Raw genomic sequence first — 13,211 nt, forward strand, 5'->3', positions numbered from 1 at the left:
CGGTGGTAGCTCAGTTGGTTAGAGTACCGGCCTGTCACGCCGGGGGTCGCGGGTTCGAGCCCCGTCCGCCGCGCCATCAAGTTAAAAATAAGAAATACCGGTTTTTACCGGTATTTTTTTCGTCTATATCCTATGTCTTTTTATAAAAAATCCAGCTATTTAAATAGTATAAACAGGGCAACACAATAAAGCAGACATATGGTTTAAACCCTGAAAGACCATCTATCTCAAGCGGATTCACACCAAACGTTTATTCATCCAATCCCTAAATCATCTTCCAAAATAGACATAGATACTTGCTTCCCCTTCTTACACAAAGGCCGTCTGAAAACGTCAATACATTTTCAGACGGCCTTTTTTAGCTTATCAAGCCTGATACCTAATCATGCAGGAAGCCTTAGCATCAATCCAATGTTCGCCACCGGGCTGAACAATTTTAGACACCAGCTTATCCAAGTCGCGTAAATAATCGGTCGATTTTTGGCTATTAATAATGACGACAACCAGCAACGGCTTTTCGCCCAACCAATACCCAGCCAGTGCGCGGACATCTTTAAGCGTACCGGTTTTAAGGCGCAGGTTTTCACCGGGCTGTTTCAAGCGTGTTTTAAGCGTGCCGTCTTTACCGGCAATCGGCAGCGTACTGATAAACTCGTTTTTAAACGGACTGAAGTAGGCTTTTTCCAACATTTGCGCCATCATGCGCGCATTGAGCCGTTCGACGCGGGACAGGCCTGAGCCATTTTCCAACACCAGCCCTTCCGTATTGATACCAGCAACCGCCAGCTCACTTTTTACGATAGAGACGGCCTTAGTCTGCGCCAGTTTGTAATCAGACATGTTTCCGGCAAATTTAAGGAAAACCGAACGGGCAATCAGATTATTGGAATGCTTGTTCATATCGGTGAGGATATCGGCAAGCGGTTTGGATTGATGACTTGCCAAAATATGCGCGTCATGAGGCGCGACACCTGTCGTCAGGCCGTCTGAAACAGTACCGTCTTGTTGGCGCCATTGATTGACAAAACTTTTGCCGACAAATTCTTTCATGCTGTACATATTCAGATACAGCTCTTTGCCCAAGCAGCTTTCCGGCAGCTTGCCCGATACGGTCAGCGTATTGTTTTTATAGGCAGTCTTCATGTGGTTTTTTAAAACACTGCACTTCCCTTCCTTATCTTCAAGCGTCAATTTGTTTTGAATGTTCAGATTCGGCAGCGGCGGATTGGTACGAATGACCAAGCTTCCGTCTTCTTCTTTTTCAGCACGCAGTCCAACGGTTTTATACGCCAACATATTAGGATCGGGCGGTGTCATAAAGCTTTCGGCAGAATCGGAAGCAAAATCATCCGGATTCTTCACATCGCCCCACAGGCTGCGGTCGAGTATCAGATGTCCGTCAATATGGCGTATGCCCTTATCACGCATCTGTTGCTGCATTTGCACCAAATCATGCTGGTCAAACACAGGATCGCCGCTCCCCACCCAATACACGTTGCCTTTCAGCGTATCGCCTTTGATTAGGCCGTTGGTTTTAAACTCGGTTTTCCAACGATAATCGCCGCCCAACATACGAAACGCGGTAAACGCCGTTACCAGCTTCATCGTCGAAGCAGGATTGCGCAATTCATCGGCACGGTGTTCGGCAATCACTTTACCGCTGTCCAATTCCTGCACATAAACGGAAATTTCATTTTCAGGAATACGCCCGAAATCCAAAGCCCATGACGGACAAACCGCCATCATCAGGCTGATTGATAAAATACTTTTTAACTTCATTGTGTTACAAAATCTTATAAATTCTTACGAGGTACTTAGGCCGTCTGAACGTTTCAGACGGCCTTTTTATTTATTTCTGATGCGCTTTCAAACGCAAAGCAAACATGACGACCACGACACCGACAACCAAAGCGCAACCCATCGCCAAATGGATACCATCCAACATTGCCTGTTGCGGCATATCTGCACTGGAAAGTTTCTCGCCGATATTGGTTGCACCGACAAAAAACGCCGCGCCGATGGCACCGGCAATCGGGTTGATGGTGGTCAGAATCGCCGCACCGTGCGGATTGAGCGTTTTCGGCAACGCGTTCAGACCATGAGTTTCGCCGGTTACACAAGCAGACACGGAAAGCGCCAACAGCGTAAACATCGCCGTCAACATCACCACTTGCGTATCAATCCGCAAAAACAGCCACAATACCGCCAACGACACCACCAGCATCACTGTTGCCGGCAAAACGACAAAGCGTCCGCCCTTTTTGTCCAACAATTTGCCGAACAAAGGTGCGGCAACCGCTTGGGCAATACTGGCAGGCATCAGAATCAGACCGGTTGCCGTACCGGTCAGCATCAACACTTGCTGCGTGTACATCGGCACCATCAGTTCCAAGCCCAAGAACAGGAATACCGCACCGGCCAAAATCACAACGCAATATCTGAACTGTTTGTATTCAAAAGCACGAAGGTTCAACAACGGCGTAGCCAAACGGAACTGACGGTGCGCAAACCAACCCACCAGTACAACGGAAGCGGCAAAGAGCAGGATAAATTCCAGCAGCGGCATATGGGCAAAATTACTGCTCGCATAAACCAGCCCGCCGAAGCCCGCAATCGACAGCACAGCTGACAACATATCGATTTTCGGACGGCTGATGTTGCTTAAATTAACCGTCAAATATCTACCCACCAGCACCATCGCCGCCAACATAAACGGCGAGGTAAAGCCGAACAGTACGCGCCAATGCGTATGGTCGATGATGATGCCCGACAGCGTCGGCCCCATTGCAGGCGCGGCGGTAAACATCATGGTAATCACGCCCATCGCCGTTCCGCGCTTATTGGGCGGGAAAATTGACAATACGCCGTTAAACAGAAGCGGGACAAAAAACGCGGCAGACACTGCCTGCACCATACGCCCCACAACCAAAATTCCGAAAGTCGGTGCAAACGCGCAAATCAACGAGCCTGCTAAAAACGTTGCCTGCGTAAACAGCACCATTTTTCGCGTTTCAAACCATTGAATCACGCCTGCCGTAATCGGCGTAAATGCACCCATGACCAGCAGAAAACCCGTCGTCAGCCATTGAACCGTGGTCTTATCGACACCGAAATCCTTCATAATCGGCGTAAGCGCGACATTCAGCAGCGTGTCGTTGAGATAGCCGAAAAATGCGCCGATAAACAGCGTCGCCACAATGGTTTTAGCAGGAAAGTCGGGGTTGTCGGCGTAGTATTCGTGTACCGTTTCGCCCTCTTGCGAATCAGAAGCGTGCATAATAATTTGAAATATCAGCGAAACCGTTATTTTAGCATAAACCGTTTTGACAGGCCGTCTGAAACCTTGACCGCTTCCCCAGATAACACTAAAATTTAGAATTGTTTTCATTTTTATTATTAAACAGGAGAAAAACATGTCAAAGAAAGTCAGCATCTTGGTCGGCAGCCTGCGTAAAGGCTCGTTCGCACGAAAAGTCGCACAAAACGTCGTTTCCATGTTCCCCGAAGGCTACGAAGCGCAAATCGTCGAAATCGGGCATTTGCCTTTATACAACTTCGACTACGACGATCCTGCCGTTACCGACTTCCCTACTCCGTCCAGCTATACCGAGTTCCGTGAAACCATCAAAGCCTCTGCCGGCGTATTGTTCGTGACTTCCGAAAACAACCGTACCGTACCGGCCTGCCTGAAAAACGCCATCGACATCGGCTCCAAACCCAATGCCGATGTTGCCTGGAAAAAAACACCTGCCGGCATCATCAGTCATTCTGTCGGCAAAATGGGCGGTTATAGCGCGCAAAAAAATCTGCGCCTTGCCCTTTCGTATTTCGATATGCCACTGACCGGCCAGCCGGAAGTGTTCCTCGGCAACTCGCCTACCCTGTTTGACGACAACGGCCAGCTCATCGAATCCGCACGCGGCTTTGTTCAAGGCTATATCGACCAATTGGTTGCCTTGATTGAGAAAAACCCTAAATAATCGGGATTGAAGCATACAGGCCGTCTGAAAAACGAATTTCAGACGGCCTCATCTTTTGCAAAAAATCAGTTTTTCAACCCTTCCTAAATTTTTACTAATTGAGTGCGGTTATAATCACTGTCCGCCCATTCTCTGGAGAATTTCCATGCGCGTATTATTGGTTGAAGACGATGCCATGATTGCCCAAGCCGTCAGTGCCAACCTGAAAGACACCGGCTACGCTGTCGATTGGGTCAGCCGCGGTTCGGAAGTTGCCGCAGCAGTGGCGGCGCAGGCATACGATTTGCTACTCTTGGATTTGGGTTTGCCCGGCAAAGACGGTTTGGACGTATTGGCGCAAATCCGCAACGGCGGCTGTACCGTTCCCGTCTTAATCGTGACCGCGCGTGACGATTTGCACAGCCGGCTCAACGGCCTAGACGGCGGCGCAGACGACTACATCGTCAAACCCTTCGACATGGCGGAACTGCAAGCCCGTATGCGTGCCGTATTGCGCCGACACGGCGGACAGGCGCAAACGCTGCTGAGCAACGGCATCATCACGCTCAACCCTTCCACCCATCAGGCGGAAGTAGTCGGGCAGGAACAGGCCATCATGCTCAGCAACAAAGAATTTGCCGTCCTCCAAGCCCTGCTGCTGCGTCCGGGCATGATTCTGTCGCGCAGCGATTTGGAAGACAAAATCTACGGCTGGGGGGAAGAAGTCGAAAGCAATGCCGTTGACTTCCTGATTCACGCCTTACGCAAAAAACTCGGCAAAGAAGCGATTCAAAACGTCCGCGGGGTCGGCTGGCTGGTTGCACAAAACAACCAGGCCGTCTGAAAAACCACAACAATATCAACACACAAACCATGCAACGCCTTATCCACACCATCAAACAATCCCTGCAAGTCAAAATCAGCCTCGCCCTGATCTGCATGCTCCTGCCCCTCTCCATCCTTGCAGGCATATTTTCATATTACGATACTTATCACGAGACCCAAGAGGTTCAAGACGATCTGTTGCGCCAAGTCGCGAACTATCTCGACCCGAGCGATGCCGATGACGAGAATCACTCGCTCGACAACGACAACAAGATTTCCGTTCAATTTCCCAATACGCCCAACCCCATTGTCAGCCTGCCTGAGAAGATTTCAGACGGCCTGCACACCATTCAGGCCGATGACGACGACGATTACTACCGCGTTTATACCCGCAACACCAAGCAAGGCCGCATCGCCGTCATGCAGGAAAGCGACTACCGCGAAGAGCTGGCCGAAATGGCCGCCGTGCAGAGTATCCTCCCCATGCTCCTCGCCCTACCCCTGATTATCCTGCTCACCGTCTGGATTACCCACCGCGCCATGCGTTCCGTCAAAACCCTGTCCAACGATTTAGAACAGCGCCAAATCAACGACCTCTCGACGATGGACACGCAAGACATTCCCAGCGAAATCCAAGGCTTTGTCGTCGCCATCAACAACCTGTTGCAGCGTACCGACGAAAACGTCCGCCAACAGCAACGCTTTATCGCCGATGCCGCACACGAATTGCGCAGCCCCATGACCGCCCTTTCCCTTCAGGCAGAGCGGCTCAACAATATGCAGCTGTCCGCCGAAGCGCGCGAGCAGTCCGCCCTGTTGCAACAAAGCATACAGCGCAACCGCCACCTGCTCGAGCAACTCCTTTCCCTCGCACGCGCCCAAGCGCCCGAAACCCAACGCCCCAAAACCCTGATCAGCCTGCAAAACCAGTTCCGCCGCGTCTTGCAGGAACTCATGCCGCTGGCGCTGGCCAAAGGTCAAGACATCGGCGTCGCCGTTGAAAACGAATGCCAAATCTATGCCGACGACACTGAAATCTACACCCTCATCAAAACCTTTACCGATAACGCCATCCGCTACACCCCCAAAGGCGGCCGCATCGATTTGGGCTTTGATGAAACCACCGAATACCTCAACATCTGGGTGGAAGACGACGGTCCCGGCATTCCCTCAAGCGAACGCCAACGCGTTATCGACCCCTTCTACCGCATTCTCGGCACCGAACAACAAGGCACCGGACTTGGTCTGTCCATCGCAAACACCATTGTCAAACACCATCAAGGCCGTCTGAAACTGGCCGACAGCCGACGCTTTGACAGCGGCTTGCTGATTATTGCCGAGTTGGATAAAAAGACACTTTAAATAATCGACCCGCCCAAATGGGTCTATCTAGCTTTAAGCCGATGAATCAAAACGCTTTAAAACGCTTTAAAACGCTTTAAAATATAAAAAGGCCGTCTGAAAATGACTTTCAGACGGCCTTTTTATATTTTAAAGCAAACCTCATTCATTCCTCACAAATACGGCTGCAAGGTTTGGCGGAGGATTTCCATATCGGTAATTTCGGTGATATTGGCTTTGCCCAAGTATTCCAAACCGACAAAACGCATGACGCCGCTGCTGACTTTTTTGTCGTGGCTCATGTGTTCAATCCATTTTTCAAATGAGAAAACAGGAGGCGCAGACGGGAGGGAGGCAGCTTCCATTAAAGCGGCAATGCGGTCAGTATCGGCTTGTTGGGTTTTGCCCAAGATTTGCGACAAACGGGAAGCGAGGACACAACCGGCGGCAACGGCTTCGCCGTGCAGCCATACGCCGTAGCCCATTTCGGCTTCGATGGCATGACCGAAAGTGTGGCCGAGATTAAGCCATGCGCGGATTCCCTGCTCGGTTTCGTCTTGGGCAACAATATCGGCCTTCATTTTGCAGCAATGGTAAACGGCTTCTGCCATTTTTTCTTGGTGTTGCGCCATCAGGTCGGCCATATTTTCTTCCAACCAAGCAAAAAATTCGGCATCGCCCAATGCGCCGTATTTGATAACTTCGGCCATACCTGCGGAAAGTTCGCATTGCGGCAGCGTTTGCAAGGCAGTCAAATCGGCCAGAACGGCTTGCGGCTGGTAGAACGCGCCAATCATGTTTTTACCGAGCGGATGGTTGATGGCGGTTTTACCGCCGACCGAGGAATCGACCTGACTGAGCAGTGTGGTCGGCACTTGGATAAAAGGTGCACCACGCTGATAAGTCGCCGCGGCAAAGCCGACCATATCGCCTATCACACCGCCGCCCAAAGCGATTAAAGTGGTTTTGCGCTCGGCACGGTTGTGCATCAGGCCATCGTAAATCAGGTTAAGCGTCTGCCAGTTTTTATACTCTTCGCCATCGGGAAGGATAATGCTGAAATGCGGCACGCCCAGTCTGTCTAAGGCCGTCTGAAGCTGTTTGAGATAAAGCGGCGCAACGGTTTCGTTGGTAATGATGGCTGCTTTTTTGCCTAAATAGGGCTGAAGCAGCGTATCGGCCTGCTCAATCAGTTTATGCCCGATAAAGATGGGGTATTGATGGGACGGGGTTTGGACAGTCAGTGTGCGCATGGTGTTCCTTTGCAAAGCGTATTTATTCGTCTAAAGCCTGTATCAGGCGTTTGAGCGTTTTGTGGCAGCTGTCGGATTCGATGACGAGATGGGCGGTTTGACGGTACAGCGTATCGCGTTGGTCATACAGCTCTTGCAGTTTGGCCAAAGGGTCGGCAACTTGCAACAGCGGCCGGTTGCTGTCGTAACGGGTACGCTCCAGCAAGGTTTCGGGGCTGGCATGCAGATAAACAACCGTGCCGTTTTGGCGCAGAATCTGTCTGTTTTCACTGCGTAATACGGAGCCGCCACCGGTCGATAAAACGATGTTGCGCCGGGAAGCGAGCTTCTTCAGCATATTGGTTTCGCGGTTGCGGAAGCCTTTCTCCCCTTCCATCTCAAAAATGGTTGGAATGGATACGCCCGAAGAAGTGCAGATTTCGTAGTCGCTGTCGTAAAACGGGCATTCAAACATTTGGGCAAGCTGCTTGCCCAAAGTGGTTTTGCCCGCGCCCATCAGCCCGATTAAAATTAAATTGCCGTTGATTTTTTCCATGAGGGTCATTTTATACGATATGGTGGTTTCGTGGAAAAGTTCGTCGTTTTTCAGACGGCCTTTTCATCTCAGGCCGTCTGAAAACCAAAACAGGCATACCTTTGCAGATATGCCTGTTTGTCATTTTGAAAATCAGTAACGCAGATTGTTACCCACATTATCCATAATGCGCGGCGTGATGAAGATCAACAGCTCGCGGCGGTTTTCACGTTTGCCGCGTGATTTGAACAGATTGCCGACAACAGGAATATCGCCCAAAACAGGGACTTTGTTCACTGCATTGGTGCTTTCTTCTTCGTAAATACCGCCGACAATCAGCGTGCCGCCATCTTCAACCATGGCTTGGGTATTCAAGTGTTTGGTGTTGATACACTTGGTTGTCAGAGAATCTACGGTACAGTCGATCGGGGTATCGCGATTAATCTTCACAGTCATGATGATTTGACCGTCAGGCGTAATATTCGGCGTTACGGTCAAGCCCAAAACGGCTTTCTTGAAGGTAATCGAAGTCGCACCGCTGGAAGAAGCTTCTTGGTAAGGAATTTCCGTACCGGATTCAATTTTGGCTTCTTTGCGGTCTTGTGTCAGCACGCGCGGATTGGAAATAGTTTTGCTCTTACCTTGTTCTTCAGACGCGCTGATTTCCAAACCCAATGCACCGGACGAGAACGCACGCACCAGCGCAATGCTGTTGACTGCGGCTGCGGTCGGCAGGCTGACGTTCGGATCCAAAGACCAAGTAGGATAGCGGACATCACCACGGTTAAACGAGGCATTGGTATTGTAGTTGGTTTGTGCATTGCTCCAGTTGCTGCCCCATGCGTTACGGCCACTTGCACCACCGGAACCGAATTTAACGCCCAAGTTGCGGAAGAAGGTATCTTCTGCTTCCACAATACGCGCTTCCACCATCACTTGACGGGTTGGAACGTCCAATTCATCAATCAGTTTGCGGAATTTTTCAATCACGCCGCGGTTGTCGGTTATGATCAGTGTATTGGTGGCCGGATCGATTAAGGCGCTGCCTCGGTTGCTCAACAGAGTATTGCGGGTATTGGAATTATTGCTGTCGTATTCTTCCAGACGCAGAATTTTGCGGAATTCTTCCACGTTTTTGTATTTCAACTGGAAGGTTTGAGAATACAGCGGACCCAATTCGGCAATCTCTTTTTCAGCCTGCAAGAAGGCTTTGTCTTTTGCCAACAATTCATCGCGAGGTGCGATATTGATGATGTTGCCTTGACGGCGCATATCCAAATTGCGCGCCTGCATAACCAAGTCCAAAGCCTGATCCCAAGGTACATCTTTCAGGGACAGGGTCATGGTGCCTTTGACGGTATCGCTGGCAACAATATTCACGCCAGATTCTTTCGCCAAAATCTGCAAGATGGTACGAACTTCTACATCTTGGAAGTCCAAAGAAATTTTACGGCCTTTGAACGATTTGTTCGCATTTTGGTTCAAGCCGCCGGATTCGGTATTGGCGGCTTTAGGCGATACTTCAAATACAAAACGGCCTGAAGAAGCTTTGGTATTGATGTCCCAATTCGCATTATTGTTGCGGATAATGAGCTGGGTAGAATTGCCGATACGCTTGAGCGTAACGTTTTGTACAGGCGTATTGAAGTCAGCCACATCCAAACTGCGTTGCGCTTGTGTCGGCAAAGTATGGTTTTTCAAGGTAACAACCACGCGGTCGCGCTGCTGTTTAATATCCGGCTGCCCGCTGAAACCTGGGGCGGACAATTCAATAATGCCGGAATTGCGTGCGCCTTTGCGGAAATCGATATTGGCTGCTGAAACGGCTTGATAAGTCTGAGCAGAGCGCGCGGTAGACGGCGTAGCCACACGTTCATTTGCAACGGCTGCATTGGTTTGGTCAGTAGATTCGTTTACAAACACCCAAACTTCGTTGCCACGAATCTCAGTATTGTATTGGCTGATTTTGTTCAAACCCAAAACCACGCGTGCGCGGTCATTGTTTTGCGCCGCAGTAATTTGATGCAGCAATGGGTCCGCATATTCCAAAACAGGCTGAGGTAAACGGATATTGGTATTGGCAAAATCCAATGCGATACGCGCCGGAGTAGATGTTACAAAACCATGAGGTGTGGTGACGTCTTTGTCGAAACGGATTTTGATGATTTTTTGGTTGTCAGGCAAAGTGGAAACGTTGATATCGGTAATATTGCCTGCAAAGGCCGTCTGAACAGCGAGGGCAACGCTGAAGCCGGCAAATAATTTTGTCATGTGCTTGGTTTTCATAATCGAGTGAGACCCCTAAATTAATTTGAATTCGAACTATCTGAGCTATTGGAAGAATCTGCCTCTTTACTGCTCAATGGCAATTCGGCCTTCCGGTACACCCAGTTGCCGTAGCTGTCTTCAACTTGCTCGGTCAAGATAATTTTGTCTTCGGTAATACTTTGGATTCTGCCGTAATTCTGACCGATGTAGTTTCCGGGATAAACGGTATAAACATGGTCCTTGACCTTGATAAATCCGGAAACCTTGCCGCCGCTTTGCAGCGTTCCGACAAAGGCCATGTTTTCCAAACTGAAGGCTTCCAATGTTTCTTTCGGACGGTTCACATCCGGCGCATTGCCGCCTTTAGGGGCAGTGTCCAAACGGCGTGAATCAAACGCATTTAAGCCTTTAAAATTCGGAGGGCTATACGGCTTAGGCAATATAACCGTCGGCTCTTCAAACGGAATAATCTTAGATTTTGCTTCCTGACGGGTTTGCGTCATCCATTGAGTCAAATCTTCATAGCTTTGCGTACAGGCTGCCAAGGGAAGAAGACTTAAGAGTAAGATGATTTTTTTCATGATTTCCCTATTCTTTTATTTTTGCTCATTCTCGGCAGGTTTGCCTTCTTCTTGTGCCTGTTGCGCAGCCAATTCAGCAGCAATCTCTTCGGCCGGACGCGCTTTGTAAGTCGTCGCAATCGCGCTCAATGTCAACTCGCCTTTAGTACCTTTGCCTTCTTTATCCTCGCCTGCGTTCACGAGTTTCAAAGAATCTAAAGTAATAATGCGCGATAAATCGCCTACATCACGGGTAAATTGGCTGATCTGTGAGTATTTGCCTGTAATGGAAATCTGATACGGCAGTTTTTGAATCGGACCATCGTTTTCAGGTTGGAGCGGTGCAACGCTGTCCAAACGTAATCCGTTGGTTGAACCTGCCTGATGCAGCTCTTGAATCAGGTTCGGAATTTCCGCGTCGGTCGGCAGTTGTTTCAACAAAACATCAAATGCAGAACGGATTGAAGCCAATTCAGCCTTTAGATTGTTCAAGCTTGCCGCCTGAATGCTTTTACGCGTAAAGGTTTCCTTCAGCTCTTCCTCTTTAGCTTCCTGCGTATTCAAGGTTTCAATCTGATCTTTAAATACGCCGACATAGCCCAAAGCCAACATACCGACAATCAATAAACCTGCCAGCAAAAGTTTTGAAGGCATATTGAGCAGGTACAGGTTTTGTACGTCCAATTGTTTCAGGTTTTTAGATGCCATTATTGAGCCTCCGGAGCAGGTTCTGCCACAGGTTCGGCCATTTCACCGCTACTTTGGGCAGTTGGTGCAGGAGCCGGCGTATTCACTTGGTTGATTGAAGATTTCAAAGTAAATTCTTGGTAGTTATCTACTTTTTTAATGCTCAACAATTCAGGCTGCAAGAAAATACCTGTACTTGGCAGGGAGCGCATCATAACAGCGATTTTATTGTCGCTGATGGCATGACCGCTGATTTTATAGCTGGTCGGGCTTTCTGCTTCCAACGCGGTCAAATAAGTATTATCGGGCGTAAGCGCATTCAAAGAATCAAGGATATAGGCCGCTTGATAGCGTTTTTCCTGCAATTCTTCCACTTTCAGCTTTTTAGCCAAGAAGGCTTCTTTTTCTTGCTGAAGTTTATCGATTTCGCCCAATTCTCTATCGAGTCTGTCGATTTCGGTTTGCAGGAAGTTGTTGCGGCCTTCTTGATTACTGATGGCGCTGTCAATACCGAGATAGGTAGCGGCCGCCAAGCCCAAACCTACTGCAAAAGCACCAAGCATCAATATTTTGAATTGCTGCTGCTTGCGCTGTTTAATCTCTTCCCGATATGGAAGAAGGTTGATTCTGGTTAATTCGATCATGTTCTCAAAGTCCCCTTAATGCCAATCCGAACGCCAAAGTCAGTGACGGCGCATCAATTTGAAACTGCGGCAATTCTACTTTTGCACTGCGTTCCACATATGAAATCGGATGCAGATATTCTGTTGGCGTATTGGTTTGCGAGAAAATACTTTCTGCCAAACCTGCCTGCTGCGCGGTAAAGCCGGTCAGCAGTATGTGTTTGATATTGTGAAAAGAATCAGTAGCTTGTGTGGTATAGTAAAATTGCAGAACACGCTGAACTTCTTGTGCAACCTGCACATTAAAACGGTCGGCGATCTGAGACTGGTAGTCGGAAGGCTTGTTTTGGGAAGCCATCATTTGAGCGGCTTTTTCTTCCGTTACCTGATAAGTACGCTGAATCAGCTGATTGAGCTGCTCTGTACTGACCGGCGTTTCCTGCTTGTAGAGAATACGGCCGTTTTGCAGAATCAGGGCATACATTTGAGTCGCATGAATGCCGAACACGGCAACTTTTTCCTCTGCCATTTCGGGAGCATGCGTATTCATCCAATAGACGAAGGCATTGCGTTGCGCCAGCAAGTCCAAGTCCAAAGCAGACAAAGGCAAGCCCGCATTTTCAAACATTTCAATGCGTGGCTCGACATCGTCTTTTTTGGCGGCAACAGCTAAAACATGCTGACCCGAACCGACTTCTTCAGCTTGAAAGTCGTAGTTCATTTCTTCAATAGGCGCAAATTGGCCGACTTCCGCCTCGATAAACTCTTCCAAGTCCAAATCGGTATCACGCGGGTTGTAAATAATTTGCTCGACTGTTGCCAAATTTTGTGGCACGGCAGCAACAATATTTTTGCAAGAACTGCGTAATTGTGTGTAAGTATGCTGGATGTAAGTAGCAAGCTGATCGTAGTCTTGAATTTTGTTGCCTTTGACAATATTTTTAGGCAATTTGGTAATAACGTATTTTTCCAGCTGAATTTGGTTTAAACTACGGCCTGTCAGTTGTACCATCTTAATGGCATGTTGACTGATGTCGACGCCGATGGCAGAGCGGTTGTTCAATCCGCTAGAAGCCTTGCCTGTTTTGGTATCTTTCGTGCTTTTAAATAAGCGCATGATTTGACTTCCCTGTATCATTTAGGAGTGAGTAACTGTTTCGTTATCCGTAAAGGACTTCTTA

12 protein-coding genes are annotated in these 13,211 nt (G+C 48.9%); 3 read left to right on the plus strand and 9 right to left on the minus strand.

Annotation, left to right across the window (positions count from 1 at the left end):
* Positions 1-366: 366 nt before the first annotated feature.
* Together dacB and ACTHR7_RS09600 are read right to left on the minus strand one after the other, a co-directional pair.
* The gene (gene dacB / locus ACTHR7_RS09595) at positions 367-1,779 is read right to left on the minus strand and encodes a D-alanyl-D-alanine carboxypeptidase/D-alanyl-D-alanine endopeptidase (RefSeq protein ID WP_293208762.1); all 1,413 of its coding nucleotides are present in this window, start codon (positions 1,777-1,779) and stop codon (positions 367-369) included.
* A 70-nt stretch (positions 1,780-1,849) separates the two neighbouring features.
* Positions 1,850-3,277 carry an MFS transporter gene (locus ACTHR7_RS09600; protein WP_440370723.1) on the minus strand — a complete coding sequence of 476 codons (1,428 nt, stop codon included), beginning with the start codon at positions 3,275-3,277 and terminating at the stop codon, positions 1,850-1,852.
* A gap of 136 nt (positions 3,278-3,413) precedes the next feature.
* On the opposite strand from ACTHR7_RS09600, the gene ACTHR7_RS09605 reads away from it, so the two are divergent.
* The 3 genes from ACTHR7_RS09605 (at position 3,414) to ACTHR7_RS09615 (ending at position 6,146) form a co-directional block, all read left to right on the plus strand.
* Entirely contained in the window at positions 3,414-3,980 is a 567-nt protein-coding gene (locus tag ACTHR7_RS09605; protein WP_039864340.1) for an NADPH-dependent FMN reductase, read from the plus strand.
* Between the two features lie 145 nt (positions 3,981-4,125).
* Entirely contained in the window at positions 4,126-4,803 is a 678-nt protein-coding gene (locus tag ACTHR7_RS09610; RefSeq protein WP_070460434.1) for a response regulator, read from the plus strand.
* Positions 4,804-4,832: 29 nt separating this feature from the next.
* Positions 4,833-6,146 (plus strand): sensor histidine kinase, encoded by a 1,314-nt coding sequence (locus ACTHR7_RS09615; RefSeq protein WP_440370724.1) that lies wholly within the window; start codon positions 4,833-4,835, stop codon positions 6,144-6,146.
* Positions 6,147-6,298: 152 nt separating this feature from the next.
* On the opposite strand, the gene aroB is transcribed toward ACTHR7_RS09615, so the two are convergent.
* The 7 genes from aroB to pilM all read right to left on the minus strand — a co-directional run bounded on the left by aroB (position 6,299) and on the right by pilM (position 13,147).
* The gene (gene aroB, locus ACTHR7_RS09620; protein ID WP_440370725.1) at positions 6,299-7,378 is read right to left on the minus strand and encodes a 3-dehydroquinate synthase; all 1,080 of its coding nucleotides are present in this window, start codon (positions 7,376-7,378) and stop codon (positions 6,299-6,301) included.
* A gap of 22 nt (positions 7,379-7,400) precedes the next feature.
* The gene (locus ACTHR7_RS09625; protein WP_293203738.1) at positions 7,401-7,913 is read right to left on the minus strand and encodes a shikimate kinase; all 513 of its coding nucleotides are present in this window, start codon (positions 7,911-7,913) and stop codon (positions 7,401-7,403) included.
* 132 nt (positions 7,914-8,045) lie between these two features.
* Positions 8,046-10,178: a type IV pilus secretin PilQ gene (gene pilQ, locus ACTHR7_RS09630; RefSeq protein ID WP_440370726.1), complete on the minus strand. Its 2,133-nt coding sequence runs from the start codon at positions 10,176-10,178 to the stop codon at positions 8,046-8,048.
* 20 nt (positions 10,179-10,198) lie between these two features.
* Complete coding sequence (locus tag ACTHR7_RS09635) at positions 10,199-10,741, minus strand: pilus assembly protein PilP (protein ID WP_107867826.1); 543 nt, start codon at positions 10,739-10,741, stop codon at positions 10,199-10,201.
* Between the two features lie 15 nt (positions 10,742-10,756).
* Complete coding sequence (locus ACTHR7_RS09640; RefSeq protein ID WP_107867827.1) at positions 10,757-11,428, minus strand: type 4a pilus biogenesis protein PilO; 672 nt, start codon at positions 11,426-11,428, stop codon at positions 10,757-10,759.
* Complete coding sequence (locus tag ACTHR7_RS09645) at positions 11,428-12,051, minus strand: PilN domain-containing protein (protein ID WP_107867828.1); 624 nt, start codon at positions 12,049-12,051, stop codon at positions 11,428-11,430. Before ACTHR7_RS09645 ends, ACTHR7_RS09640 begins: the two co-directional genes overlap by 1 nt.
* 4 nt (positions 12,052-12,055) lie before the next feature.
* Entirely contained in the window at positions 12,056-13,147 is a 1,092-nt protein-coding gene (gene pilM / locus ACTHR7_RS09650) for a type IV pilus assembly protein PilM (protein ID WP_039862505.1), read from the minus strand.
* Positions 13,148-13,211: the final 64 nt, after the last annotated feature.

This window comes from Neisseria sp. P0007.S010 (assembly GCF_051962875.1).
Classification (GTDB): Bacteria; Pseudomonadota; Gammaproteobacteria; order Burkholderiales; family Neisseriaceae; genus Neisseria; species Neisseria subflava_A.

What these genes read in the sequence shown, in the direction of transcription:
- dacB (WP_293208762.1), bottom strand. Translation starts at nt 1,779, where the DNA reads ATGAAGTTAAAAAGTATTTTATCAATCAGCCTGATGATGGCGGTTTGT.
- ACTHR7_RS09600 (WP_440370723.1), bottom strand. Translation starts at nt 3,277, where the DNA reads ATGCACGCTTCTGATTCGCAAGAGGGCGAAACGGTACACGAATACTAC.
- ACTHR7_RS09605 (WP_039864340.1), top strand. Translation starts at nt 3,414, where the DNA reads ATGTCAAAGAAAGTCAGCATCTTGGTCGGCAGCCTGCGTAAAGGCTCG.
- ACTHR7_RS09610 (WP_070460434.1), top strand. Translation starts at nt 4,126, where the DNA reads ATGCGCGTATTATTGGTTGAAGACGATGCCATGATTGCCCAAGCCGTC.
- ACTHR7_RS09615 (WP_440370724.1), top strand. Translation starts at nt 4,833, where the DNA reads ATGCAACGCCTTATCCACACCATCAAACAATCCCTGCAAGTCAAAATC.
- aroB (WP_440370725.1), bottom strand. Translation starts at nt 7,378, where the DNA reads ATGCGCACACTGACTGTCCAAACCCCGTCCCATCAATACCCCATCTTT.
- ACTHR7_RS09625 (WP_293203738.1), bottom strand. Translation starts at nt 7,913, where the DNA reads ATGGAAAAAATCAACGGCAATTTAATTTTAATCGGGCTGATGGGCGCG.
- pilQ (WP_440370726.1), bottom strand. Translation starts at nt 10,178, where the DNA reads ATGAAAACCAAGCACATGACAAAATTATTTGCCGGCTTCAGCGTTGCC.
- ACTHR7_RS09635 (WP_107867826.1), bottom strand. Translation starts at nt 10,741, where the DNA reads ATGAAAAAAATCATCTTACTCTTAAGTCTTCTTCCCTTGGCAGCCTGT.
- ACTHR7_RS09640 (WP_107867827.1), bottom strand. Translation starts at nt 11,428, where the DNA reads ATGGCATCTAAAAACCTGAAACAATTGGACGTACAAAACCTGTACCTG.
- ACTHR7_RS09645 (WP_107867828.1), bottom strand. Translation starts at nt 12,051, where the DNA reads ATGATCGAATTAACCAGAATCAACCTTCTTCCATATCGGGAAGAGATT.
- pilM (WP_039862505.1), bottom strand. Translation starts at nt 13,147, where the DNA reads ATGCGCTTATTTAAAAGCACGAAAGATACCAAAACAGGCAAGGCTTCT.